The sequence below is a fragment of the Bradyrhizobium sp. P3_C3 genome, from assembly GCF_056402655.1.
On the sequence record NZ_JBFUGY010000028.1, the window covers coordinates 48,036 to 73,879 of the forward strand.

The 25,844-nt window shown below is 66.2% G+C and carries 22 protein-coding genes; 10 read left to right on the forward strand and 12 right to left on the reverse strand.

What is annotated here, in order from left to right:
• The first annotated feature begins 3 nt into the window (after window positions 1-3).
• The gene (locus AC1DW2_RS27730; RefSeq protein ID WP_477007603.1) at window positions 4-1,143 is read left to right on the forward strand and encodes an acyl-CoA dehydrogenase family protein; all 1,140 of its coding nucleotides are present in this window, start codon (window positions 4-6) and stop codon (window positions 1,141-1,143) included.
• Between the two features lie 15 nt (window positions 1,144-1,158).
• Window positions 1,159-2,355, forward strand: a complete 1,197-nt coding sequence (locus AC1DW2_RS27735; protein WP_477007604.1) for an acyl-CoA dehydrogenase family protein — start codon at window positions 1,159-1,161, stop codon at window positions 2,353-2,355.
• A gap of 238 nt (window positions 2,356-2,593) precedes the next feature.
• Here the strand turns inward: AC1DW2_RS27735 and AC1DW2_RS27740 are convergent, their stop codons facing one another.
• The 3 genes from AC1DW2_RS27740 to AC1DW2_RS27750 all read right to left on the reverse strand — a co-directional run bounded on the left by AC1DW2_RS27740 (window position 2,594) and on the right by AC1DW2_RS27750 (window position 7,054).
• Window positions 2,594-4,918, reverse strand: coding sequence for a xanthine dehydrogenase family protein molybdopterin-binding subunit (locus AC1DW2_RS27740; protein ID WP_477007605.1), 2,325 nt, complete (start codon window positions 4,916-4,918; stop codon window positions 2,594-2,596).
• 227 nt (window positions 4,919-5,145) lie between these two features.
• A complete protein-coding gene (locus tag AC1DW2_RS27745) occupies window positions 5,146-6,024 on the reverse strand; it encodes a dihydrodipicolinate synthase family protein (protein WP_477007606.1) in 879 nt (292 codons plus the stop codon).
• Window positions 6,025-6,088: 64 nt separating this feature from the next.
• Window positions 6,089-7,054 carry a VOC family protein gene (locus tag AC1DW2_RS27750; RefSeq protein WP_477007607.1) on the reverse strand — a complete coding sequence of 322 codons (966 nt, stop codon included), beginning with the start codon at window positions 7,052-7,054 and terminating at the stop codon, window positions 6,089-6,091.
• Window positions 7,055-7,254: 200 nt separating this feature from the next.
• Here AC1DW2_RS27750 and AC1DW2_RS27755 point away from each other — a divergent pair, with 200 nt between their 5' ends.
• Together AC1DW2_RS27755 and AC1DW2_RS27760 are read left to right on the forward strand one after the other, a co-directional pair.
• A complete protein-coding gene (locus AC1DW2_RS27755) occupies window positions 7,255-8,121 on the forward strand; it encodes a S1C family serine protease (RefSeq protein ID WP_477007608.1) in 867 nt (288 codons plus the stop codon).
• Window positions 8,118-8,489, forward strand: coding sequence for a response regulator transcription factor (locus AC1DW2_RS27760; protein WP_477007609.1), 372 nt, complete (start codon window positions 8,118-8,120; stop codon window positions 8,487-8,489). The genes AC1DW2_RS27755 and AC1DW2_RS27760 overlap by 4 nt, the downstream gene beginning before the upstream one ends.
• A gap of 12 nt (window positions 8,490-8,501) precedes the next feature.
• Here AC1DW2_RS27760 and AC1DW2_RS27765 read toward each other — a convergent pair whose 3' ends face one another.
• From AC1DW2_RS27765 to AC1DW2_RS27780, 4 genes are all read right to left on the reverse strand, one after another.
• On the reverse strand, window positions 8,502-9,578 hold the full coding sequence (locus tag AC1DW2_RS27765) for a sensor histidine kinase (RefSeq protein WP_477007610.1): 1,077 nt from the start codon (window positions 9,576-9,578) through the stop codon (window positions 8,502-8,504).
• Window positions 9,565-10,257, reverse strand: coding sequence for a response regulator transcription factor (locus tag AC1DW2_RS27770; protein WP_014492257.1), 693 nt, complete (start codon window positions 10,255-10,257; stop codon window positions 9,565-9,567). Before AC1DW2_RS27770 ends, AC1DW2_RS27765 begins: the two co-directional genes overlap by 14 nt.
• A 100-nt stretch (window positions 10,258-10,357) precedes the next feature.
• The gene (locus AC1DW2_RS27775; RefSeq protein WP_477007611.1) at window positions 10,358-10,936 is read right to left on the reverse strand and encodes a hypothetical protein; all 579 of its coding nucleotides are present in this window, start codon (window positions 10,934-10,936) and stop codon (window positions 10,358-10,360) included.
• Between the two features lie 339 nt (window positions 10,937-11,275).
• Window positions 11,276-13,612, reverse strand: a complete 2,337-nt coding sequence (locus tag AC1DW2_RS27780) for a Tex family protein (RefSeq protein ID WP_477007612.1) — start codon at window positions 13,610-13,612, stop codon at window positions 11,276-11,278.
• 248 nt (window positions 13,613-13,860) lie between these two features.
• On the opposite strand from AC1DW2_RS27780, the gene atzD reads away from it, so the two are divergent.
• A complete protein-coding gene (atzD, locus tag AC1DW2_RS27785) occupies window positions 13,861-14,979 on the forward strand; it encodes a cyanuric acid amidohydrolase (protein WP_477007613.1) in 1,119 nt (372 codons plus the stop codon).
• Window positions 14,980-15,091: 112 nt separating this feature from the next.
• On the forward strand, window positions 15,092-16,561 hold the full coding sequence (locus AC1DW2_RS27790; protein WP_477007614.1) for an amidase: 1,470 nt from the start codon (window positions 15,092-15,094) through the stop codon (window positions 16,559-16,561).
• 38 nt (window positions 16,562-16,599) lie between these two features.
• Here the strand turns inward: AC1DW2_RS27790 and AC1DW2_RS27795 are convergent, their stop codons facing one another.
• A complete protein-coding gene (locus AC1DW2_RS27795) occupies window positions 16,600-16,917 on the reverse strand; it encodes a hypothetical protein (protein WP_028151536.1) in 318 nt (105 codons plus the stop codon).
• Window positions 16,918-17,078: 161 nt separating this feature from the next.
• Here AC1DW2_RS27795 and AC1DW2_RS27800 point away from each other — a divergent pair, with 161 nt between their 5' ends.
• Both AC1DW2_RS27800 and AC1DW2_RS27805 read left to right on the forward strand, forming a co-directional pair.
• On the forward strand, window positions 17,079-17,987 hold the full coding sequence (locus AC1DW2_RS27800; protein WP_477007615.1) for a PaaI family thioesterase: 909 nt from the start codon (window positions 17,079-17,081) through the stop codon (window positions 17,985-17,987).
• 68 nt (window positions 17,988-18,055) lie between these two features.
• On the forward strand, window positions 18,056-18,421 hold the full coding sequence (locus AC1DW2_RS27805; protein ID WP_038942774.1) for a hypothetical protein: 366 nt from the start codon (window positions 18,056-18,058) through the stop codon (window positions 18,419-18,421).
• Here AC1DW2_RS27805 and poxB read toward each other — a convergent pair.
• The 3 genes from poxB to AC1DW2_RS27820 form a co-directional block, all read right to left on the reverse strand.
• Complete coding sequence (poxB, locus tag AC1DW2_RS27810) at window positions 18,418-20,154, reverse strand: ubiquinone-dependent pyruvate dehydrogenase (protein WP_477007616.1); 1,737 nt, start codon at window positions 20,152-20,154, stop codon at window positions 18,418-18,420. The genes AC1DW2_RS27805 and poxB overlap by 4 nt on opposite strands.
• A gap of 80 nt (window positions 20,155-20,234) precedes the next feature.
• Complete coding sequence (locus tag AC1DW2_RS27815; protein ID WP_477007617.1) at window positions 20,235-20,867, reverse strand: 2-dehydro-3-deoxy-6-phosphogalactonate aldolase; 633 nt, start codon at window positions 20,865-20,867, stop codon at window positions 20,235-20,237.
• Window positions 20,868-20,880: 13 nt separating this feature from the next.
• Window positions 20,881-21,795 (reverse strand): 2-dehydro-3-deoxygalactonokinase, encoded by a 915-nt coding sequence (locus AC1DW2_RS27820; protein WP_477007618.1) that lies wholly within the window; start codon window positions 21,793-21,795, stop codon window positions 20,881-20,883.
• A gap of 240 nt (window positions 21,796-22,035) precedes the next feature.
• On the opposite strand from AC1DW2_RS27820, the gene AC1DW2_RS27825 reads away from it, so the two are divergent.
• Together AC1DW2_RS27825 and AC1DW2_RS27830 are read left to right on the forward strand one after the other, a co-directional pair.
• Entirely contained in the window at window positions 22,036-23,133 is a 1,098-nt protein-coding gene (locus tag AC1DW2_RS27825) for an LLM class flavin-dependent oxidoreductase (protein ID WP_063985464.1), read from the forward strand.
• Between the two features lie 56 nt (window positions 23,134-23,189).
• Window positions 23,190-23,744 carry a flavin reductase family protein gene (locus AC1DW2_RS27830; RefSeq protein WP_477007619.1) on the forward strand — a complete coding sequence of 185 codons (555 nt, stop codon included), beginning with the start codon at window positions 23,190-23,192 and terminating at the stop codon, window positions 23,742-23,744.
• A 202-nt stretch (window positions 23,745-23,946) separates the two neighbouring features.
• Here AC1DW2_RS27830 and AC1DW2_RS27835 read toward each other — a convergent pair whose 3' ends face one another.
• The gene (locus AC1DW2_RS27835) at window positions 23,947-25,800 is read right to left on the reverse strand and encodes a sigma-54-dependent Fis family transcriptional regulator (RefSeq protein WP_477007620.1); all 1,854 of its coding nucleotides are present in this window, start codon (window positions 25,798-25,800) and stop codon (window positions 23,947-23,949) included.
• Window positions 25,801-25,844 lie beyond the last annotated feature (44 nt).

The window sequence follows — 25,844 nt, forward strand, 5'->3', positions numbered from 1 at the left end:
GATATGGACCTCAACCTGAGTGACGAGCAACGGTTGCTGCGCGAGAGCGCGGAGCGTTTCGTGGCCGAAAGCTACGATGCCGACCATCGCCGCAAGATGGCGAACGATCCGTCCAGCTTCAGCCCTGCGGTGTGGAAGCAGTTCGCCGAGCTTGGCTGGCTGGCGCTGCCGATTCCGGAGGAGTTCGACGGTCTCGGCGGCGGCGTGGTCGAGATCGGCATTCTGATGGAAGCCTTTGGTCGCGGGCTGGTGTCGGAGCCGTATATCGCGACGGTCGTGCTCGGTGCGGCGCTCATCGACAAATGCGGCAGCACCGCGCAGAAGCGGGCGAGGCTGCCGAAGGTCGCGGATGGATCGCTGAAGCTCGCCTTTGCCCATTCCGAGCGCGCCGCGCGCTTCGATCTCGCCAAGGTCGCGACCGTCGCCCACAAGACGGCGCAAGGCTGGCGCCTTGCCGGCAGCAAGATCGCGGTGCTCGACGGCCACGCCGCCGACGAGATCATCGTCTCCGCGCATATCCACGATCACAAGGGACCTTCGGGACGGATCGGCCTGTTCCTGGTGCCGGCGAAGACGCCCAGCGTTGTCATCATCGACTATGAACGTCTCGGCGGTGGACGGGCCTGCAATATCGAGCTGTCCGGCGTCGAGCTGCCGGAGGATGCCCTGCTCGGCGACGGACACGACGCCCTGCCCGCGATCGAATGGGCCGTCGATCGCGCCATGGCTGCGCTTGGCGCGGAAGCCGTCGGCATCATGCAGACGCTGCTCGACACCACGCTGGAATACACCAAGATCAGAAAGCAGTTCGGCCGGCCGCTCTCGGCCAACCAGGTGATCCGCCACCGCCTCGCCGACATGGCAATGCAGGTCGACGAGGCGCGCTCGATGGCGCTGCGCGCCGCGCTGAAGGCAGACAGCACGCCGATCGAGCGCGCACGAGCTGCGTCGGGTGCAAAGGCGAAGATCGGCAAATGCGCGCGCTTCGTCGGCGAGCAGTCGATCCAGCTCCACGGCGGCATGGGTGTCACCGAGGAGCTTGAGGTCGGCGCCTATTTCAAGCGGCTGGTCACCTTCGACACGCTGTTCGGCGGCAGCGCGCATCATTTTAGCCGCCACGCCCAGCTCGGCCGCACAGCCTGACACAAGGAGCGCATCATGGACCTCTCGTTCAACACCGAGGAGCGCGCCTTCCAGGACGAGGTACGCGGCTTCATTGCGAAAAACCTCACCGAGGAGATGAAGCGCGCAACCGCGCTGACGCCGTCGGTGTTCTCCGACCCTGATATCGGTATGGCTTGGCAGCGCGCGCTGCACCGGCAGGGCTGGGGCGCACCGGGCTGGCCGGTCGAACATGGCGGTCCGGACTGGACGCCGGCGCAGCGCTGGATTTTCGAGACTGAATCGGCACGAGCCGGCGTGCCCAATGTCAACGTGATGGGCGTGAAGATGGTCGGGCCCGTCATCATCGGCTTCGGCTCGCCCGAGCAGAAGAGCTTTTATCTGCCGCGCATCCTCTCCGGCGAGGATTATTGGTGCCAGGGCTATTCCGAGCCGGGCTCCGGCTCCGATCTCTCGTCGCTGAAGACGCGCGCGGTGCGCGACGGCGACGACTACATCATCAACGGCACGAAAATCTGGACCACGCATGCCCACCACGCCAACCGCATGTTCGCGCTGGTGCGCACCAGCGACGGGCCGCGGCAACAGGACGGCATCAGTTTTATTCTCATCGACATGACGACGCCGGGCATCACGACACGCCCGATCCTCACCATCGGGGGCGACCACGAAGTCAACCAGGTGTTCTTCGACGACGTGCGCGTGCCCATGGCCAATCGCGTCGGCGAGGAAGGCAAGGGCTGGACCTACGGCAAATATCTGCTCGAGTTCGAGCGCGGCTCCGGCATTGCGTCAGCGAAGCTTCGCGAGGGACTGAAGGCGATCGCGGAGCTGGCCGAGTCGGAGCTGACGGGCCGCGCGATCGACAGCCCCGATATCGCCGTGCGCATCTCCGAGGTCGAAATCGACATCGACGCGCTGGAGATGACCGAGCTGCGCGTGCTCTCGGCGCTGCAGACCGGACAAAATCCCGGCGCGGTGTCGTCGATCCTGAAGCTGCGTAACAGCGAGATCCGGCAGGCCGTGACGCGGCTCGGCGCCGACGTGATCGGCCACGACGCGCTCGCGGTCGAGCCGATGCGCCCGCTCTACAAGCTCAACCACGCGCCGGCGACGCCTGAGGAGATGCTGACGGTGGTGCCGGAATATCTCAACGGCCGGGCCTACACGATCTTCGGCGGCACCTCGGAGATCCAGCGCGACATCATCGCGAAGATGATGCTGGGGATTTAGAGGGCGTGGGGATTTAGCCAGAGCTGGCGCGGCATTCTCCGCTGTCGTCCCGGACAAGCACAGCGAAGCGAAGCGCAGATCCGGGACCCATAACCACGGGGTGAGGTTATGGCGCGAGCTGGTCACCACGAGTCTTCGTCAAACAACGTCCTGTGGTTATGGGTCCCGGGCTCGCGCTGTGCGCGCCCCGGGACGACAGTTGGGTATGAGGCGGCAGCTAGCGCAACAACGCCTTCCGCTAACCCACCACCTTCGCGTCCCGGATCGCCTTCCAGATCTTCTGCGGCGTCAGGGGCGTATTCAGCTGGGTGATGCCGAGCTCGGCGAGTGCGTCCATCACGCCATTGGTGACGCAGGGCGGGCCGCCGATGGCGCCGGATTCGCCGCAGCCCTTGGCGCCGAGCGGATTGGTGCGGCAGGGCGCGGAGTCGTCGAGCGTCACAACGATCGGCGGCACGTCGTCGGCGCGCGGGATGCAGTAATCCTGGTAGCTCGCGGTGAGGAGCTGACCGTCGGCGTCGTAGGAGACGCCTTCATACAGGGCCTGACCGATGCCCTGCGCGACGCCGCCATGGATCTGGCCGGTGACCAGCATCGGGTTCACGGCAACGCCGACGTCGTCGACCGTGGTGTAGCGCACGACCTTGGAGACGCCGGTCTCGGGGTCGATCTCGACCTCGCAGATATGCGTGCCGTTCGGCCAGCTCGGGCCATCGACCTCACCTTCGGAATCGACGCTGAGCTTGGCGCCGCCCTCCTTCTCGGCGAGATCGAACAGGCTGATGCGGCGGTCGGTGCCGACCACGGTGAGCATGCCGCCCTGATATTCGATATCCTCGACCGAGGTCTCCAGCACGTTGGCTGCCTTCTCGCGCGCCTTCTGGATCAGATCGTTGGACGAGACCGCGACCGCCGTGCCGCCGACGAACAGCGAGCGCGAGCCGACGCTGCCAAAGCCCATGGCGAGATCCGTGTCACCCTGGACCACGTCGATCTTGTCTATGGCAATGCCGAGCGTGTCGGAGATCATCTGGGTGTAGGTGGTCTGCAGCCCCTGCCCCATCGCCATGGTGCCGGAATGCAGCACGACGCGGCCCTGCGAGGTCGCGTGCAGGCTGACCTTCTCGGTGTGCGCGCGGCCGCCGGTCCACTCGATGTAGGACGTGAGCCCGCGACCGTAGAGCAGGCCCTTCTTCTTCGCGGCTTTCTTGCGCGCGGCAAAGCCGTCCCAGTCGGCCAACTTCACGGCGCGATCGAGCATGTGGGCGAAGGCGCCGGAATCGTAAACCTGACCGGCGGCGTTGGTGTAGGGCAGCTGCGCCGGCTTGATGTAGTTCGCTTTACGGATCGCACGCGGATCCATGCCGATTTTTCGTGCAGCGGCGTCGAACAGGCGCTCGACGATGAAAACGGCTTCAGGCCGGCCCGCGCCGCGATAGGCGCCGACAGGCGCGGTGTTGGTCATCACCGACTGCACCTCGAAATGCACCAGCGGCAGATCGTAGACGCCGGTCTGCACGAACGGCCCGAGCACCAGCGGAATGATGTTCGCCGCACCCGAGGAGTAAGCACCGGTGCAGCCGATCGACTTGACGCGATAGGCCAGCACCTTGCCCTTCTCGTCCAGCGCAAAGGAGGCCGTCGAGGTGAGATCGCGGCCATGGGTGCCGCCGACGAATTCGTCGGTGCGGTCGCCGCGCCAGCGGATCTTCCGGTTCAGCTTGGTCGCGGCATAGGCGACGATGCCGTCTTCCGGATAGAGGTTGGTCTTCTGGCCAAAGCCGCCGCCGATGTCGCCGACCAGCACGCGGACGCTGTCCTTGGGGCGCTTGAGCACGGCTTCCGCGAGCACGTCGCGGGTCGAGGCCGGGGTCTGCGACTGCACATGCAGGAGAAGACGGCCGGTCTTCTTGTCGATCTCGGCAATGGTCGAGCGCGGCTCCATCGCGGAGGGCACCAGACGCTGGCTGACGATGTCGAGCTCGACCGTATGCGCAGCCTTGGCAAACGCCTCGTCCGCCTTGGCGGCATCGCCATAGCTCATCGCACCGACGATGTTGTCGGGCGCCTCGGGCCACACCACGGGCGCGCCGGGCTTGACCGCCTCGACGGGATCGACCACCGCGGGCTGCACGTCGTATTCGATCACGATCGCTTCGGCCGCGCTCTGTGCTTCCGCGCGGGAGGAAGCAACCACCGCCGCAATCGCTTCGCCGGCGTAGCGGACGATCTCATGGGCGAGCAGGCGGCGCGGCGGCACCGTCATCGGCTTGCCGTCGGGGCGCTTGAAGATGCTCAGGGTCGGAATGGTGCCGATATCGTCCTTGACGAGGTCAGCGCCGGTGTAGATCGCGGTGACGCCCGGCATCGATGCCGCAGCGCCGGTGTCGATCGAGACGATCTTCGCGTGGGCATGCGGCGAGCGCAGCACATGCAACCACAGCGCGCCTTCCTCCGGCTTGTCGTCGATGAACTGCCCCTTCCCGGTGAGCAGCCGCTGGTCTTCCAAACGCTTGACGGGCTGGCCCGCTCCGAAACGCAAAKTGCCGGGAAGAATGTTCATTCCGTGGGGTCCTCAGGGTCTTTTCGAAACTGCGGGCAGCCTTTTAGCGGATCGATCAAGGGCATGCCAGCCGCGGTTTTGGGCGGGATATCCACGATTTCGGCATGCCGTCCCGCAAATCCACGATTCCGTAGGGTGGGCAAAGGCGCGCTTGCGCCGTGCCCACCCTCTCTCAACGGATGATCGGGATGGTGGGCACGCTACGCTTTGCCCACCCTACGGCACTGCTACGGAGAAAGCTCCCTCAACGCCGCTTCCACGACCTTGCGCGCCTCCACGGTCAGCGCGGCCTGCGGCGGGACGGGATCGCCGACGTCGTAGCCCTGGATCGCCAGCCCCGCCTTGATGCAGGCGGCGAGGTTGAAGCGAGCGAAAGCCTCGTTGATCCGCCACAGCCTGCGCTGGAGCGCCATGGCCTCGTCCCAGCGGCCGGCCTTGCAGAGGTCGTAGAGCGCGACGCTCTGGCGCGGGATGATGCAGGCCGGTCCCGCCATCCAGCCGAGCCCGCCGATCAGCATCACCGCCGCCGGGATATGGGCGGAGGCCGAGAACACGCGCAAGGCATCGCCGCAGCGGTTCATGATCGAGAGCAGCCGGCCGGTATTGGTCGAGGCGTCCTTGATGTAGCCGATGCGCGGATGTTCAGCGAGGCGCGCGATGATGTCGAGCGTGAGATCGGAACGCTGGAATTGCGGATTGGTGTAGATGACGACCGGGATGTCCACGGCATCCGCGATGGCGCGGAAGTACGATTCGACCTGGGCATCGGCGAGCGGGAAGTACGCTTCCAGGATCGCCAGAATGCCGTTGGCGCCACACTTCTGATAGGCCTTCGCCTGCGCCACTGCGTCCGCCGTCGAGGTGGATGCGACGCCGGCCACAACCGGCACGCGGCCCTTCGCGGCCTGGATAGTGGTCTGCACGATCTCGGTGCGTTGCGCGGCATTGAGATAGGCGAACTCGCCAGTCGAACCCAGCGGCGTCAGCCCGTGCACGCCTGCGCCGATCAAATTGTCGCAGAGCCTGCCGAGGACTTCGGTGCGCACCGTGCCATCGGAATCGACGGGCGAAACGAGATAGGGAAAGACGCCGTGAAAATCGGGCATGTCAGGCTGAACCCCGGAAAATTGGCTAGCGCCTGACCGGTCATAGCAACGCCCGAGCCGGCGATCAAACCCTGATCAGGCGCACCCGCGTGCCCCAGGGATCGACGGCCTCCACACCGTTGGCGAGCGCCGTGACCTGCGCGCCGCCCTTGCGCAGGCGTTCCTCCTGCGCGGCGAGAATGTCCTGCTTCGCCATCACCAGCGAGAACCAGGCGAGCCCCGTGGTCTGATCGTCGCGTTGGCCGGCCCCCTGGCTCTGCCAGATGTTCATGCCGAGGTGATGGTGATAGCGGCCCGACGACAGGAACGCGGCGCCGCCACGGCGGCGGGTGGGATCGAGGCCGACCGTGCCGTGATAGAACCGTTCGGCCTCGGCGAGATCGCCGACACGCAGATGCATGTGCCCGACGCGCAGACCGTCCGGCGCCTTGGCGTAGTCTGCCACGCGCGTGTTGGTCAGCGACAAGAGGTCAGGGATGTTGAGCTCGTCGCTCGCCATCTTCACGCTGCCCTCGCTCCACTGCCATTGCGAGGGATCGCGGTCGGCATAGACCTCGATGCCGTTACCTTCGGGGTCGTCGAGATAGACGGATTCACTGACGAGATGATCGGCGAAGCCCGACAGCGGCACGCGATGCGAGGCTGCGTGCACCAGCCAGCGCGCGAGATCTTTTCGCGACGGCATCAGGAAGGCGGTGTGGTAGAGGCCCGCGGCGTTGCGCGGCTCGATCGCGGCCTCGGGACGGGCTTCCAGCACGAGCAGCGTGATGCCGGCCGTGCCGAGCGTCGCGGCGCCGGCGGAGCGCTCCATCACGGTCAGCCCGATCACGTCGCGATAGTAGTCCGCGACCTTGTCGAGGTTCTTGACCCGGAGCGTCACCATGCCCACCCGCATCGGCGTACGGCTGGCATAGGTCGGCCCGCCGCCTTGCGGCATGCCCTCGGCCCGAGCGGCGGCGGCGGCCGCCATCGCGAGCGAGGTCGCACCGGCGAGTTGAAGCAGAGTGCGGCGGGTGAAGTCGACGGTCATCGGTCGGGGCTCGCTGGAAGCGCTGGAGGTCGTACAGTGCAATTCCTGGATTGCTACACGTTCCCGTGAAGGCGTCCCAATCACATGTTCGTCGGCCGTGCCCCTGCGGAGGTCGGTCCGCCCCGTCTGTCCTGGCCACCCGGCCAGTTTCGCAATCGCCCGCGACATCCCAGATTGAGGACAATTTACAGGAGCCTTCCATGACCGACCCCACTCCTCTGTCGTCCCTTTCGTCCGCGCTCGCGGATGTCGTGACGCGCACCGCGCCATCCGTCGTCGCCGTGCATTCGCATCGCTCCCGCGCCACCGGCTTCGTCTGGAAACCCGGCTTGATCGTCACCGCCGACGAAGCGCTGGCCGACGAGGGCGATATCCAGATCGGCCTCCCCGACGGCAGCACCGCGGCCGCCACGATCGCTGGCCGCGACCATACGACCGACATCGCGCTGTTGCGCACCGATGCCAGTCTTGCGCCGGTCAAGCTGGCCGCGACCGTTCCGGCCCTCGGCACGCTGTCGGTCGTCGTCGCCACCGATCGCGATGCGCCGAGCGCGGCGCTCGGCATGGTATCACTGTCCGGCAAGAGCTGGCGCTCCTTGCGCGGCGGCGACATCGATGCGCGGATCGAGCTCGACGTACGCCTGCGCTTCGCGCAACAAGGCGGGCTCGCGCTCGATGCATCAGGCGACGCCTTCGGCATGGCCGTGCTCGGGCCGCGGCGGGTCCTGGTGATCCCGACGGCGACAATCGAGCGGGTCGCGGCACAGCTCGAGGCGCGCGGCCGCGTCGCCCGCGGATATCTCGGCCTCGGGCTCCAGCCGGTGCGGCTCGACGATGGCATCGGCGCGATGGTGATGAATGTCGACAAGGCCGGTCCTTCGGCTGCGGCCGGCATCCGCCAGGGCGACGTCATCGTGGCGGTCAACGACCAGAAGCTCTCCGGCGTGCGTGCGCTGTCGCGGACGCTGGGACCTGCGAGCGTCGGCACGGTGGTCGATGTCGCGGTGCGCCGCGGCGGCGAGCCAGTCAGCTTCAAGGTCACGATCGGCGAGAGGCCGGAGGCGTGAGCGAGGACAACGCGCCCGAGATCGTGCTCGCCCTGGAGATCGACGATCCCGCCCTCGCCGATCGCCTGGCGGTCCTGCTMGGCAACATCGCCGGGCTTCGGCTCGCCGCGCCCGGCGAGGCCGCCACGGCGACGGTCATGGCCCGCGATCCGCGCATCATGCCGGAAGACATCGCACTGACGCAGCGCGAGCTCGATGTCCTGGCGCTGATGGCGGAAGGCGCGTCCAACAAGCTGATCGCGCGCCAGCTCGGCATTTCCGTGCACACGGTCAAATTCCACGTCGGCTCGCTGCTCGACAAGCTGGATGCCACCGGCCGCACCGACGCGGTCGCGCATGCGGCACGCCGCGGCGTGATCGAGCTATGACGCCGTCAGCTCCTATCGCGTTGATGTCGCCGGGAAGCTGAGCCGGACCGTGAGGCCCGGCGCATTGTCGTGCAGCGCAATCTCGGCGCCATGGAGACCGGCAACGGCCGCGACCAGGCTCAAGCCCAGACCGTTGCCCGGCGTGTAACGGCTCTGTTCGAGCCGGTAGAAGCGCTTGAACACGTGATCGCGCTCTCCGGTGGGAATGCCCGGACCATCGTCGGCGATCGCGATCACCGCCCCGGCGCCGGCGCTGCGACAGGTCACCGTGACCTGCCCGCCCGCGCGGCCGTGCTTGATCGCGTTGTCGACCAGATTGGCGATGGCGTCGAACAGCAGGTCGCGGTCCCCCGTAATCGCAACCTCGCGGTCGCCGTCAAGGCTGAGGCGGGTCGCGACCTGCTCGGCCGCGGCGTCGTAGAGCTCGACGACCTCGCCGGCAATCTCGGTGAGGCTCAGCGTGCGAAACGCGCTCCGGCGGGCGCGGGTCTCGATCTCCGAGATCCGGGTGATGGAAGCGAACATGCCGAGCACGGCGTCGAGATCGGCGATGGTATCGCCAATCAGCGTCGCATCGGCCTCGCCATTTCGCGGAGTGTGATAGGCCTTTTCCAGCCGGCCGCGCATGCGTGTCAGCGGCGTGCGCAAATCGTGGGCGACGTTGTCGCTGACCTGCTTGACCTCGCCCATCAGCGTCTCGATGCGGTCGAGCATCTGGTTGAGGTTTTCGGCGACGCGGTCCCACTCGTCGTGACTGCCGCGCAAGGGAATGCGCCGGTCGAGCCCCGACAGCATGATGGCGCGGCTGGTCGCATTGATCTCCTCGATCCGTCCGACCGTGCGCCGCGTCACCAGCACGGCGGCGAGCCCGGCCAGCACGGCCAGCAGCACGGCGACGGCGACCATCGCGAGCTGGATCATCGCGGTGAAGCCGCTGTGATCGCCGGCGTCGCCGACCCGACCCTGCACATAGGCGATCGTGCCGAAATAGACATAGGCCATGATCGCCGCGACGATCAGGCCGAACGCCGCGATCGCGATCAGTGCCAGACGGAAGGTCGAGGAGCGGAGCGTCTTAGCCAGGAGCACGGAGGCAATATCCGATGCCGCGGATCGTATGGATCAGCGGATAGGCCTGGGCATCGTCGACCTTGCGGCGGACGCGCCCGACATAGACGTCGATGATGTTGGTGGAGGGATCGAAATGCAGGTCCCAGACATGCTGGAGCAGCATCGCCCGGGAGACGACGCGGCCTTCGTTGCGGACGAGATATTCGAGCAGCTGAAACTCGCGCGGCAGCAGCGGAATTTTCCGGCCGCGCCGGCTGGCGTTGCGCGCGATCAGGTCGATGGCGAGATCGCCGACCCGCAGGATGGTTTCCTTGGCGACGGTCTCGCTGCGGCGGCCGAGCGCCTCGAGGCGCGCCAGCAGCTCGACGAAGGAGAACGGCTTGACGAGATAGTCATCGCCCCCGGCGCGCAAACCGCGCACGCGGTCGTCGACCTCGCCGAGCGCGGAGATGATCAGGAAGGGTGCGGCGATGCCGTCGTCGCGCAACTGGCGCATCACGGCGATGCCGTCGATGTCAGGCAGCATGCGGTCGATGGTGATCACGGCATAGTCGCGGGCGACGCCGTGGCTCAGGGCTTCACGACCCGTCGCGGCAAGATCGACGTCGTAGCCCGAGGTGGTGAGTTCCTCGACGAGCTGGCCTGCGGTTTCCGGATCGTCCTCGACGACCAGAATGCGGCGGTGACCTCCGGTCATGCAAAACTCCGCGCGACGATCGCCACCAGACTATCCCGTTCCGGGGCTGAGCGGAACCGCCCGGTGGCGATCGCGACAATGGTGCGGTACCGCGATGCGACTACCAATAGTCTCCGCACACATTGACCCATTGCCATCCATAGGCTGTCCAGCTCCTTTGCCAGCAGCCATCGTCGTAATAGTTGCCATAGTTGGCATAGAAGAACGGCGCGCCGACGAAAGCGAACCGGTTGAAGCGGTGACGGTGGAAGAAGGCATGGCGACCAATGAACGGCCTGCCGTGCCAGCCCGGGCCAGCAAACCGCGGGCCGAAAGCGGCGCGGGTCGCCAATGGTGCACCGACAAAGCGCGGCCCCATGGCAGCACGGGCGGCCATTGGCGAACCGGCGAAGCGGGCGCCACCGAAGCCCGAGCCGCCAGCAAAGCGCGCGCCGCCCATGCCACCGAAACCACCCGCGCGCATACCGCCGAAGCCGCCCGCATGCATTCCGCCGCCGCCGAAATGCCCGCCGCCGCCAAAGCCACCGTGACCGCCACCGCCGAAGCCGCCACCGCCGAAGCCGCCACCGCCGTGGCCTCCGCCACCGCCACCGCCGCCACGGGCAAGCACAGGTGAAGCGAGCGCCATCATTGCGGCGAGCGTCACCGCAGTGACGCCTTTGAGAAGCCTGTTGTCCATCGAAGCATCCTCCGTGCTGCGCGGCGATCTTTCTGCCGCGCGAGGAGGATCAGATGAGAGGAACGGACAGGCACCTTCAACTTACAAACGCGCCAGATTCTGACGCAGGTGTTAGGGACGAACGCTCTTTCGCTCTCTCGCCCCGCTCTGACGGGGAGAAGGTGGGGTGAGGGGCAGCGTCCGCGAATGCGATCTAAAAAGTGATCGCAACGCTTGCCCCGTGCACCATCAAGTTACGGGCCGGAGGGGCCTTTGATCCGGTCAGCCGCATGCCTTGCCTCACCCGGATCGCTAGCGCGATCCGACCTCTCCCCGCAAGAGCGGGGAGAGGTTAAAGTATCACGCCCGCTTGCCGCCGTTCTTCTCGGCCGCCCGGCGCATGGCCTCCGCAAGGGCACCGCCGCCGGAGGATTCCTGGTTGCGCGGGGCCGACGACGTCATGCGCGCGGGGTTTCGCGAGCTGTTGTCCCGCTGCATGCCGGGCGCGTCCTTCTTGGCGCCTACCTCGTCGTCGAGGCGCAAGGTTAGCGAGATGCGCTTACGGGCGACCTCGAAGTCCAGCACCTTCACCTTGACGATGTCGCCGGGCTTCACCACCTCGCGCGGATCCTTGATGTAGGTCCTGGACATCGCGGAGATGTGAACCAGACCGTCCTGGTGCACGCCGATATCGACGAAGGCGCCGAAGGCGGCGACGTTGGTCACGGTCCCCTCGAGGATCATGCCCTTCTGGAGATGCTTGATCTCCTCGACGCCCTCCTTGAACACTGCAGCCTTGAACGCGGGACGCGGATCGCGGCCGGGCTTCTCGAGCTCGCGCAGGATGTCCGTGACGGTCGGCAGACCAAAGGTCTCGTCGACGAAATCCTTGGGCTTCAGCGTACGCACGATCTCGCTGCTGCCGATCAGCGCCTTGATGTCACTCTTGGTGGCACTGAGAATCCGCCGCACCACGGGATAGGCTTCCGGATGCACGCCGGACGCATCGAGTGGATCCTCGCCGCCGAGAATGCGCAAAAAGCCCGCGCATTGCTCGAACGCCTTCGGCCCGAGCCGCGGCACGTCCTTGAGCGCCTTGCGCGACTTGAACGGGCCGTTGGCGTCGCGGTGTGCCACGATGCTCGAGGCAAGGCCGGAGCCGACACCCGACACGCGGGCCAGCAGCGGCGCCGAGGCGGTGTTGACGTCGACGCCGACCGCGTTCACGCAGTCTTCGACCACCGCATCGAGCGACTTGGCGAGCTTGGCCTGGCCGAGGTCGTGCTGATACTGGCCGACGCCGATCGCCTTGGGCTCGATCTTGACGAGCTCGGCGAGCGGGTCCTGAAGACGGCGGGCGATCGAGACCGCACCGCGCAGGGTGACGTCGAGACCCGGCAACTCCTCCGAGGCGAAGGCCGAGGCCGAATAGACCGACGCGCCGGCTTCCGACACCACGATCTTGGTCATCTTCAGCTCGGCCAGGCCCTTGACGAGATCGCCTGCGAGCTTGTCGGTTTCGCGCGAGGCGGTGCCGTTGCCGATCGCGATCAGCTCGACACGATGCTTCAGCGCAAGCTTGCCGAGGATCGCGAGTGCCTCGTTCCACTGCCGCTGCGGCTCGTGCGGATAGATCACGGCGGTATCGACCACCTTGCCGGTCGCGTCGGTGACGGCGACCTTGACGCCGGTGCGGTAGCCGGGATCGAGCCCCATGGTGACGCGGGTGCCGGCGGGTGCCGCGAGCAGCAGGTCGCGCAAATTGGAGGCGAACACGCGCACGGCCTCGGTCTCGGCGGCGTTCCACAGCCGCATGCGCAGGTCGATGTTGAGATGCACCTGGATCTTGGTACGCCAGGCCCAGCGCACGGTATCGATCAGCCAGCGGTCGCCGGCGCGCTTGAGGTCGGCGATGCCGAACCGCTTCATGATCTTCAATTCATAAGCGCTCGGCACGCCCGGCGGCGGCGCTTCGGCCTCAGCCTGCATCTGAAGGTCGAGGATTTCCTCCTTCTCGCCGCGGAACATCGCGAGGATGCGGTGCGACGGGAGCTTCGTCAGCGGCTCGGAGAACTCGAAATAGTCGGCGAACTTTTCGCCCTCGGTCTTCTTGCCCTCGCGCACCTTGGAGGCCATGCGCGCGTTGGTCCACATCTCTTCGCGCAAAGCACCGATCAGGTCGGCGTCCTCATCGAAGCGCTCGACCAGGATGGCGCGGGCGCCATCGAGCGCGGCGGCGGCATCGGCGACGCCCTTCTCGGCGTTGATGAAGGTTTCGGCCACGACCTTCGGATCGTTGCCCGGCTCCGCCATCAGCTGATTGGCGAGCGGCTCGAGCCCGGCTTCCTTGGCGATCTCGGCCTTGGTGCGGCGCTTCGGCTTGAACGGCAGATAGATGTCTTCCAGACGCGCCTTGCTGTCGGCGGCGAGAATGGAGGCTTCCAGCGCGGCATCGAGCTTGCCCTGCTCGCGGACCGATTCGAGGATCGCCTTGCGGCGGTCTTCGAGCTCGCGCAGGTAGCCCAGGCGCTCCTCCAGGGTGCGCAATTGCGCGTCGTCGAGCGCACCGGTCGCTTCCTTGCGGTAGCGGGCGATGAAGGGAACCGTGGCGCCGCCGTCGAGCAACGTCACCGTCGCCTCGACCTGCTCCGCCCGTACCCCAAGCTCCTGCGCAATTTTCTGGTTGATATTTGCCACGCGAGAATCCCTCTATCCAAGCACGCGACGCGGGGGTGAACCACCGGCAGCGGGACGCCGCTTATGGACCAACCGAGGTTGATTCATCAAGGTGCGGCGCGCAACCGTCGACAGAGGATTTTTTTGTTGAACCGGATGCGATCTCGCCACATTCGTGGGTGCCTGCACCCCCGCTTGTGCCTTGACATGCGCGTCCGTTCCACGGCTGGTTGACCCGCCGGACCACCGAACTCCACACGAGGACTGCAATGCGGACAGCATCGGTCGGCGTCTTCAGGGTCGCCACCAAGGGCCCCGGCGACGTCTCCGGCCTCATGGCCATGATCGGCTCCGGCGCGATCGACCCGACAACGATTTTGGCCATCCTCGGCAAGACCGAAGGCAATGGCGGCGTCAACGATTTTACGCGGGAATATGCCGTTGCTGCGTTGTGCACCGCGCTGGCGCCAGAACTCGGCCTTTCGCCAGAGGCGGTCGAGCAGCGCATCGCCTTCGTGATGTCGGGCGGCACCGAAGGCGTGCTCAGCCCGCATATCACGGTGTTCACGCGGCGCCAGGCTGAGCGCCCGGCAGGCATGTCCGGCAAGCGCTTGAGCATCGGCATGGCGCACACCCGGGACTTCCTCCCCGAAGAGATCGGCCGCTCCGCGCAGATCATGGAAACGGCCAAGGCGGTGACTGCCGCGATGGCGGATGCCGGCATCACCGATCCCGCCGACGTCCATTTCGTGCAGATCAAATGCCCGCTGCTCACCAGCGACCGCGTCGAAGCGGCAAACGCGCGCGGCAACAAGACGGCCACGACCAGCGCCTACAGCTCGATGGCCTATTCGCGCGGCGCCTCCGCGCTAGGGGTCGCGGTCGCGCTCGGCGAGATCGCTTCCGATGTCAGCGACGACGACGTGCTGCGGCGCTACGATCTGTTCTCGTCGGTTGCGTCCACCTCGTCAGGGATCGAGCTGATGCACAACGTCATCATCGTGCTCGGCAACTCGGGATCTTCAGCGAGCGAGTTCGAGATCGAACATGCCGTGATGAACGATGCGATCGATGCCCCGGCGGTGGTGTCGGCGCTGAAAAGTGTTGGCCTTGGTGTTGGGCTTGGCGTCGCGCCGCTAGCCACCGAGGGCCGCGAGCTCGTCAATATCTTCGCCAAGGCCGAGGCCTCGCCTGATGGCAGCGTGCGCGGCTTCCGCCACACCATGCTGGAGGATACCGACATCAGCTCGACGCGCCACGCCCGCGCGGCCGTCGGCGGCCTGATCGCAGGCCTTGCCGGCACCGGCGCGGTCTATGTCTCCGGTGGTGCCGAGCATCAGGGGCCGGCCGGCGGCGGCCCGGTTGCGGTGATCGCGCGGCTGTCTTAATGACGCGGCGACCTCTCCGCCCGGCGCAACCCTGCCCTTCGCGCCGGCTCAGTTGATTCACGCGGGCCCTTGCGAAAAAGGTGACGCCGCTACCCACGGGGATTTTGACTTCATGACTTTGCCGATGAGCTGGAACGAATGGGCGCAGCACGATGGCGTCGGACTGGCAGCGCGCGTCCGCAAGGGCGAGCTGACGGCGAAGGAACTGGCGCGCCAGGCCGCCGCGGGCGTGGCCAAGGTCAATCCGGCACTGTCGGGCGTGGTCGAGCTGTTCGAGGACGTGATCGCCGATCCGGCCAAGGACGGCGCCAATCTCGCCGGCCCGTTCGCCGGCTTGCCCTTCCTGATGAAGGACCTCGGACCGACCATGAAGGGCCGACTGCAGGAGATGGGCTCGCTGCTGATGCGCGGCAATCGCGCCGCGGCCGATACGTTCCTCACCGGTAAATTCCGCCAGGCAGGGCTCAACCTGATCGGACGCACCACGACGCCGGAATTCGGCGTGTGCAGCTCGGCCGACAATCCCGCCGTCTACGTGACGCGCAATCCCTGGAATACCGACTACACCACCTGCGGCTCGTCCGCGGGCAGCGCGGCGATGGTCGCGGCCGGCGTCGTCCCGATCGCGCATGCGACCGACGGCGGCGGCTCGATCCGCATTCCCGCCGGCGTCAACGGCAATATCGGGCTGAAAGTGTCGCGCGGCGTATTCTCGCTGGCCCCGCACATGTCCGACCTCACCGGCCTCGTCTCGATCCAGGGCTGTCAATCGCGCTCGGTGCGCGACACCGCTGCCTTCGTCGATCATGCCCGTGGACCTGCGCCCGGCGAGTTCATGCCGTTCTGGACCACGGCGCAGCCCTATTCCGAGATGATCAAGCGCGATCCGTCAAAGCTTCGCATCGCGCTGTCGCACACCTGGGGCGACTACACCGCAACGCCGGAGATCGCCGCCGCGCTGGAGAAGACCGGCCGCTTCCTCGAAGGCCTCGGCCATCACGTCGAATACGCGCTGCCCGAGCTCGACTTCCGCGCCGCCTTCGCGGCACAGACCACCTGCTACATCAGCAATTTTGCCGTGGTGATCTCCAACATGCTCGCCGCGCGCGGGCTGGAAAAGCCGCCGGAAGATCTGATCGAGCCCATGAACATCAGGATCTGGGAAGCCGGCCGGCACACGAGCTTCGCCGAGCGGGCGAAGATGCAAGGCGTGTTCAACACCACGTCACGCGGCTTCGGCGCGTTCTTCGAGCAGTGGGACGTGATCCTGACGCCGATCACCGCATTGCCGACGCCAAAGGTCGGCACCAGGGAATATCTCACCATCTCGGACAATCCTGACGTCCTCGACTGGTTCGGCAATCTCTGGCGCTTCTTCGCCTTCACGCCGCTGGCCAATCTCTGCGGCATGCCGGCGATCTCGATGCCGATGGCAGAGCAAGACCACGGCCTGCCGCTCGGCATCCAGGCCATCGCCAAGCAGGCCAATGACGGCCTGCTGCTGCAGCTGGCCGCCCAGATCGAGCGTGTGCTCGACGGCAAGTGGAACGGCGGCAAGAAGCCGAAGGTGCATGTGGGCTGAGAGATTGCGATCGCATTCACAAGCGATCGCCCGCGATCTCAGTTCTTCACCGTCGGGATCACCTCCGCCGGCTGCTGCTGCCCCTGCCTGTACATCGCCAGCGCCTTGTCGAGGGCCTCGCGCAGCGCCAGCGCTGCGGCCACGCTGCAACGCAAGTGCGCGGTCTGGACCACGTCGACCCTGACGGCGGCACCGACCGGCATCAGCAGGTTCGCGGCGAGCTCGATCTGGATCGCGCCGTTGTGGTGTCCGAAGCAGGATGCGCCGTCGAAATAGATGATCGGTGCCCGTTCCGAGCTGGAGCTCGAAATGGTCACGGGCCCCTGATTGGTGGCGGGTGTTTCGGGGTCGGCCATGGGCACTCCTTGGGGCTAGTCGACGGACGAAGCGCCCACCATCGTTGCTTCGGCACGCCGTGTCGAGGCCAAACCGGCCCAGACAGACCTGCCTGCGGACCTGCCTGATGAGCCCCTTTCGGGGTTTTGCGCGGCGCCCGACACTGGTCTAGAACGTCGTCATGTCCACTTCACCCACCACGCTGCCGTTCGAGGAACTCGCCGAGGCGATCAAGGGCCGCCGCTCCGACTACGGCCATATCAGCGGGCTCCAGCTCGACCGCTTCGCCCCCGCCGAGGCCTGGTCCAGCCTGCCCTATCGTCCGGTCTTCGTCGGCGACACCGAGACCGGCGTGCTGCATGGCGGCGTCGTCACTGCGATGCTGGACGAGAGCTGCGGCATGGCGGTGCAACTTGCACTCGACGGCACGCGCGCGATCGCAACCCTGGATCTGCGCATCGATTATCAGAAGCCGGCGACGCCGGGCCTCGACATCAAGGCGCATTCGGTCTGCTACCGCACGACGCGCTCGATCGCCTTCGTGCGCTCCACCGCCTATCAGGACTCCGAGGACGATCCGGTCGCAACCGCGACAGCCTGCTTCATGATCGGCGCCAACCGCACCAACATGCTCGCGGACCGCAGGATGGACTCGCGCAGCATTCCGACGCTGGAGGCGCCCGACGATCCGGACGGCCCGTTCGCCAACAGCCCGTTCGCGCGTTGCCTCGGCATTCGCGTCAATAACGATGGCACGCTGACGATGCCGTTCTCGCCGCAGATCATCGGCAACCCGATCCTGCCCGCGATCCATGGCGGCATGACCGGCGCCTTCCTCGAGACCACCGCGATCCTCGGCGTGAGGCGCGAGCTCGGCATCGCGGCGCTGCCCAAGCCGATCGGACTCACCGTCAACTATCTACGATCCGGGCGTGCCCTCGATACCGTCGCCAATGTCTCGATCGTGAAACAGGGCCGGCGTATCGTCGCCTTCGAGGCGCGGGCCTGGCAGGACGATGCGAACAAGCCGATCGCCACCGCTTTCGGCCATTTCATGCTGCGGCCAACGCCTGGAAGTGACGAGGAATAGGCGTATTTTCCCTTGACGATCGGAGTTCCGGCCACAACGATAGCGCGGTTCCTGCGAGAGGTATTGGATTGCGGCATCCGCTCGACATCATCGCCATGTTCGCCGCGCTCTGGCTGCTGGCGTCGATGGTGCTCGACGCGCTGACGCCGAAGGAGCTGACCGCGGTGATGATCGGCATCGCGATCGGGCCCGCCATCGTCATCACCGCTGTGTTCTATTATTTGCGCTGCCCGCGCACCGATTTCGCGGTGATGTTCGCAGCGCTCTGGCTGATCTCCGATATCGCCATTGCATTCATCTCGCCGACGCAGCTGCCGTATTTCCTGATCGCACTCGGCTTCGTGCCGGCCCTGCTGATCGGCATCGTGCTGCACTGGCAGCGCTTCCAGCACCGCCACGAGAGGCTGCCCGCGCCTTCGGTGAAGCGCGGCTAGCGCGGCAACAGGTTGGTCTTCGCGAGATCCAGCACCTCGTCACCACGCCCGTTCATCACAGCGCGCAGCACCCAGAGGCTGAAGCCCTTGATCTGCTCGGGCGTGATGGTCGGCGGCATCGACAGCTCCTGCTTCGCCGTGACGACATCGAGCAGCGCGGGTCCGTCATGGGCCAGCATCTCCTTCACGGCGCCGGGGAGCTCGCCGGGGTCCTCGACGCGTTTGGCGAAGATGCCCATCGCGCGCGCCATCGCCGCGAAATCGGGATTCTCAAGATCGACATTGGTGTCGACGAACCCGGCCGCCTTCATCTCCAGCGCGACGAAGCCGAGCACGCCGTTGTTGAAGACCACGATTTTCACCGGCAGCTTCATCTGGGTCAGCGTGATCAGGTCACCCATCAGCATGGTGAAGCCGCCGTCGCCGGAGAGCGAGATGATCTGGCGGCCGGGCTGCGAGGCCTGCGCGCCGATCGCCTGCGGCATGGCGTTGGCCATCGAGCCGTGCACGAACGAGCCGATCAGCCGGCGGCGGCCATTCATGTCGAGATAGCGCGCGGCCCACACCGTGGGCGTGCCGACATCGGCGGTGAAGACGGCGTCGTCGGAGGCATTGTCGCTGATGACTTTTGCCAGATATTGCGGATGGATCGGCTTGCTTCCCGGTGTCCCCTTCGCAAGCGAGTCGAGCCCTTCGCGCGCCTTTTTGTAATGCGCGATGGCGTCGTCGAGATGTTTCCGCTGGGTCTTGGTCTTGAGCAGCGGCAGCAGCGCCTCGATGGTCAGCTTGACGTCGCCGACGAGGCCGAGATCGATCTTGCAGCGCCGTCCCAGATTTTCCGGGCGGATGTCGATCTGCGCGACCTGCGCATCGGTGGGGAAGAACTGCTTGTAAGGGAAATCGGTGCCTAGCATCACCAGCGCGTCGCAGGCGTGCATGGCGGCATAGCCTGAGGAGAAACCGATGAAGCCGGTCATGCCGACGTCGTAGGGGTTATCGTACTCGACATGCTCCTTGCCGCCGAGCGCATGCACGATCGGGCTCTTCAGTGCTTCGGCCAGCTGCATCAGCGGCGCATGCGCGCCGGCGCAGCCGCGGCCACAGAACAGGGTGATGCGCTCGGCACCGTTCAGGAGGTCAGCGAGCGCCTTCAGCTCGTCGGCCTGCGGCACAACCTTCGGCGCCGACAGCGCAAGGCCGCGCGTCGTCGACAGCGCGCGCTTGGGCGGGCTGCGGAACGCGACGTCGCCGGGCATCGCGATAACCGCGACGCCGCGCAGGCCGACCGCCGCACGAATGGCGTTCTCGATCACGTAAGGCAGCTGGCTCGCATCCGACACCAGCTCGCAATAATGGCTGCACTCCCTGAACAGGTTTTGCGGATGGGTTTCCTGGAAATAGCCGCCGCCGATCTCCGCCGAGGGGATCTGCGCGGCGATCGCGAGCACGGGAACACGGCTGCGATGCGCGTCGAACAGCCCGTTGATCAGATGCAGATTGCCCGGGCCGCAGGAGCCTGCGCACACTGCAAGGCTTCCGGTCATCTCGGCTTCGCCGGCAGCCGCGAAGGCCGCCACCTCCTCGTGGCGGACATGAATCCATTCGATGGTGCCGCGGCGGCGCAGCGCCTCGGTGAAAGCGTTCAGACTGTCGCCGACGATGCCGTAGATGCGCTTGACGCCGGCCTGTTCGAGTGTTGCCACGAACAGATCGGCCACGTTGTTGATCGCCATGTCAGTCTCCTGATCTCGCTGGTGCAGCAAGATAGGATAAAGCGCGGCTATGACGAGATCACGGCTTGTTTATTGCTGCGTCAGTCTTTCGCAATCGCCCGATCGTAGGCCGCGATTGTCACCTTTGCGCGAGCGGCGACATCGGCGGCCGTCATGCCGGGCTTGTAGAGGCTGGAGCCGAGCCCGAAAGCGGTCACGCCGCCCTTCATGTACTCGGCAAAATTCTGGTCGGAGACGCCGCCGACGGCGGCAATCATCACACCCGCCGGCAGCACGGCGCGGATCGCGGCAATACCGGACGCGCCGAGCACGCTGGCCGGAAAGAATTTCAGGCCAGATGCGCCGGAGCGCGCCGCGAGCAGCGCCTCGGTCGGCGAGAACACGCCCGGCAACGTCACCATGGCGTACTGGTGTGCACGCGTGAGCACCTGCGTATCCACATTCGGCGAGACCATCAACTTGCCGCCGACGTCATTGAGACGATCGACATCTGCGGCGGCCAGCACCGTGCCGGCGCCGATCAGGACTCCGGCCGGCGCGAGCTTCGCGGCAGTCGCGATCGAGCGGAACGGCTCCGGCGAATTCAGGGGGATCTCGATCGCGGTCATGCCGGCCTCGATCAGCACGCCGACGATCGCCTCGGTCTCCTCGGGCTTCACACCACGCAGGATCGCGACCAGCGGACGCTGCATCGGCGGAAAGGGAACGCTCATCTCAAGATTCCTCTCATTTCGTCCAGATCGCGGCAGCAGCCATCGACAGGCCGCGGCGAACGGCTTCATCGGCATCGATCGGCTGCACGGTGACCGACAGCGCATCGAAGGCCAGCCGGTACAGCATCGCGAGCCGCCCGGAGGCAATCAGCGTGATGCCCGCTTTCGGCACCGTGCCGGAGAGCCCTGCCGCCAGCTCGACGCCGATCAACGTGCCCGACAGCGTCTCGCGCGCGGCGGCCGGCGTGCCGCCGAACAGGAGCTGCCGCGACCGCGCAGTGAACAGAAGGTTGGCCGCGAAGGCCGGCGCTTCATACGCGGCTTTCACGGCCGCCTTGAAGCTCGCGACATCCTCGGCGTCATCGGCACCGGCGACCGCGAGCGACAAGATCGTCTCGCGCGAGACCACGCTGAAGAGCTCGCCGGTCATGAAAGTGGAGAAATGCGCGACCGTGCCGTCCTTCACGCGCACCCATTTCGAATGCGTGCCGGGCATGCAGACCAGCGCTTCGCCTGCGGCCTCGAGACCGAGTGCACCGAGCAGCTGCGTCTCCTCGCCGCGCATCACGTCCGGCGCCTTGGTATCGCGTTGCGCGATGCCGGGCAGGATGCGAATATCGCGCGTCTCGCCGGGCACAAGCGCGGCCTGCTTCAGCACGGCAGAGAGCGGCGCAGGCGTGTCAACATAGCCGGCCTCGACCCAGCCGGTCTTGGCGCCGGCCATGCCGCAGACAAGCACCGGCAGCTGGCCCGGGGCCTCGACTGCCTTGAGATGCGACTGCAGCACGCCGGCAAAGCCGGCCTTGGCCGCCGCCAGCATGCCCTCATCGCTGCGACGTTCAGCCAGCACCTGGCCGGCGCGGTCGATCAGCCAGAGCCGAAAACTGCTGGTGCCCCAGTCCACCGCGACATAGGCGGGTTCGCTCATCTCAACGGGTATCCTTGGTCTCACGGCTAAGACGCCGTCTCGCGACAATGAGACGGACGCCCGCAAATCCGCCCCGGGATATCGGCTATTGCCGCCTCAAACCAGCGATTTTTCGCAGGTCTGAGGCGCTCGTCGCGCTGGCACACGGCTTGCGATGCGGTGGCACACCGCTTGCTAAAGCTGTCCTGTTCAAGTCCAGGAACGCGCAACAAGACGCGTCAACATCAGATGAGGAAACCCATGGAGATCGGCTATTTCACGATGCCTTCGCATCCGCCGGAGTGCGGCCTGAAGGAAGGAAACGACTGGGACCTGCAGGTCATGCGCTGGCTCGACGAGCTCGGCTACCAGGAAGCCTGGGTCGGCGAGCACCACACCGCGCCCTGGGAACCCAATCCCACGCCGGACCTCCTGATCGCACAGGCGCTGATGCAGACCAAGAATATCCGAATCGGGCCGGGCGGCTTCCTGCTGCCCTATCACCACCCGGCCGAGCTCGCCAACCGCGTCGCGATGCTCGACCATCTCTCCGAGGGCCGGCTCAATTTCGGCGTCGCAGCTTCGGGCCTGCCGAGCGACTGGGCGATGTTCAACGTCGACGGCATGAGCGGACAGAACCGCGACATGACCCGCGAGGCGCTGGAGATCATCCTGAAGCTGTGGTCCGATCCCGCGCCCTTCACCTACAAGGGCAAGTTCTGGACCGTGACCAAGCCGGACACGATGTTCGACTTCCTCAAGCCCCACATCAAGCCGCTCCAGGCCCCGCATCCGCCGATCGGCGTTGCCGGGCTCTCGAAGAACTCGGACACGCTGAAACTCGCCGGCGAGCGCGGCTTCATTCCGATGAGCCTCAACCTCAATCCGGCCTATGTCGGCAGCCATTGGGATTCGGTCGAGATCGGCGCCGCCAAGACCGGCCGCAAGCCGAACCGCGCGGATTGGCGCCTCGTACGTGAGGTGTTCGTCGCCGACACCGACGAGGAGGCCTGGAAGCTCTCGACCGGCGACATGATGGGCCGGATGATGGGCGAGTACTTCCTGCCGCTGCTCGGCCATTTCGGCTTCAAGGACTATTTGAAGCACGCGCCCGACGTGCCCGATAGCGACGTCACCGTCGAATATTGCGCCAAGCGGAACTGGATCGTCGGCTCGCCCGCAACCGTCGCCGAAAAGATCGAGAAGATCTACGACGAGGTCGGCGGCTTCGGCGTGCTGCTGGTGTTCGGCTTCGACTACAAGCACAAGCCGGAGGCCTGGCGCCATTCGCTCTCGCTGCTCAGCAAAGAGGTGATGCCGCGCCTGAAGCATCTCGGCTCCGCGAAGAAGGCCGCTTGACGCGCGGCGGGTGCGGCGCAATCGTGTCGCACCCGCCCCGTTTCGGAGATTTCGGCGTGAGCGTCGACGCAAAGGATTTCAAACTGGCAATGCGCCAATGCGCCGGCGCGGTTGCGCTGGTCACGGTTGGCGCCGAGCACGGCAAGCGCACCGGGCTGACGGTGACATCAGCCTGCTCGCTATCGGACAATCCGCCGTCCCTGATCGTCTGCGTCAACCGCAACGCCAGCGCACATACGCGCATCCGCGAGGAAGGCGCCTTCGCGATCAACTTCTTGCACGAGGACCACGCCCTGCTCGCGCTCACCTTCAGCGGCCAGAAGGGCGTCAATGGCGACGACCGATTTGCGTTCGGACAGTGGACGCGCGGCACAACCGGCGCACCGGTGCTGACGGATGCGGTCGCCGCATTCGACTGCGTGCTGGCGCAGGAGTTCGAGACCAAGACGCATTCGATCTTCGTCGGCGAGGTGCGTGGCGTCTCGCATTCCGACGAGGCCGCACCGCTGGTGTATCTGCGCAGCAGCTTCCACGTCCCTCACGAGAGCCGCGGCACCGTTTCAGTCGGCGACCTCGATTCGCGGCATCTGAGCTGGAGCGATTTTTCGTAAGCTTCTCGCCTGCTGCTTTTCCTTCTCCCCTTGCGGGAGAAGGTGGCGCGAAGCGCCGGATGAGGGGTATCTTTCCGCGCACGCAAATGGCGAAGTGAATCCGCGGAGGCAGACCCCTCACCCGTCTCGCCGCTACGCGGCGATCCACCCTCTCCCACAACAAGGGGAGAGGGGAAGAAAGAACGCCGCATGCGACTGGGCGCTACTGCGTCGTCTCGATCTTCAACAGCTTGATCTTCCGATACAGCGTGGCACGACTGAGCTTCAGCGCACGCGCTGCCTCCGTCACGCGGCCGCCATGCTTGCGTAGCGCCTCGACGATCGTCGCGCGCTCGGCCGCCACCAGATCCGGCTCCGTCCTTCCACCGAACGGAGGCAGATCGAGATCGGCATCCGTGATGACGCCGTCCTCCGCCGTGCAGCCGGCAAGCCGCAGGACGTGGCGGAGCTGGCGCATGTTGCCGGGATAGGGATAGGCCGAGAGCAACGCCCAGGCCTCGTCCGACAGGCGGCAATCCGGCGCCTCCTCGCGCGCGATCTGGCGGATAATATCGTCTCTGTCGGCGCGCTCGCGCAACGCCGGCAGTCGCACCTCCATGCCGCGCAGGCGGAAGTAGAGATCGGCGCGGAAGGCGCCCTCCTCCGCCATGCGGCTGAGATCGCGATGGGTCGCGCTGATCAGGCGGATGTCGACGGGCACCGGCTTGAGCGCGCCGAGCGGCCAGACCTCGCGGTTTTCGAGCACGCGCAAGAGGCGCGTCTGCAGCGCGATCGGCATGTCGCCGATCTCGTCGAGAAACAGCGTGCCGCCGTTGGCCTGCACGATCAGACCCTTTGAGCCGTCGCGGCGCGCGCCGGTGAAGGCGCCGGCCTCATAGCCGAACAGCTCGGCGTCGATCAGGCTCTCCGGCATCGCCGCACAGTTCAGCGCGACATAATGGTTGCGGGCGCGGTTGCTCGCCGCGTGAATGGCGCGCGCGAACACATCCTTGCCGACGCCGGTCTCGCCATGCAGCAGCACCGGCAGATTGTGGTCGCCGATGCTTCTCAGCCGTTTGACGCTTTTGATCAGGCCGGGATCGCGACCTGCGAGCCGATGCAGCGAATCGAAACGATCGACGGGAACGTCACGACGCTGAGTGGACGGCCTCGCCCGCAGCGGCGGCGCGACATGTCCCTGCCCGAGCGCGCTGCCGTCGGCGCGGCGCAGTTCGACGACCTCGTCCGCACCACGCGCCGCGTGATGATCGAACTTGATATAGCGCGACAGATCGATGCCCGATGCGATCAAGCCGTCTGTGAGGCCCAGCAGCGCGCGCGCCGAACGGCAGGCGCCGACGATGCGGCGATCGTCGTCATAGGCAAGCAGGCCGCTGCCGCCGTCGCCCGGCACGGTGGCGATCCAGGCGTTGTGGAAATGGCCGCGGAAGATCGCGCCCTCCATCCGCCGCGTCGCCTCCATCGTCACCGCGAGCGCGAGCTGATGCCCGGCGCGTTCGAGATCCTCGCGGCACGAGGTGATGTTCACGGCACCGGCGAGCCGGCCGGCCTGATCGAACAGTGGCGCCACGGCGCAGGAGAACATGTGCCACTGCGCGCGAAAATGCTCGTCGCGATGCACCAGGATGGGCTTCTCTTCGGCAAGCGCAGTGCCGAGCCCGTTGGTGCCCTCGAAGGTCTCGGCGAAATTCGAGCCGGTGTAGATCTTCCAGTCCAGAAACATCTTTGCGTCGGCTTCGCCCGGCAGGCGGCTAAACAGCATGGTCGCGTTCACGTCAGCGAGATTAACGCAGTAGCCGGCGTCGCGAAGCACGCGGGCGAGATCGTCGAGCTCGGGCGTTGCCAGCCTGATCGTCTCCTCCATGGGCCCGGCGACGTGGCGAATCTCGGCTTCGGTGAGCGTCTGCGGCGGGCCCTGGCGGGCGGGGTCGAGCTTGTGGCTCACCAGGCAGCGCCGCCAGGAATTGGCGATGCGCGAAGAGGCATCGACGTCGGCCACGTGATTGGCGACGGACAAGACACGGGCGACATGGTTCGAGGCCGAAAGGCTGGCCATCGCGGACGTCTCCACCCTGCATTATTGTGCAAAGTCTGGCAGCA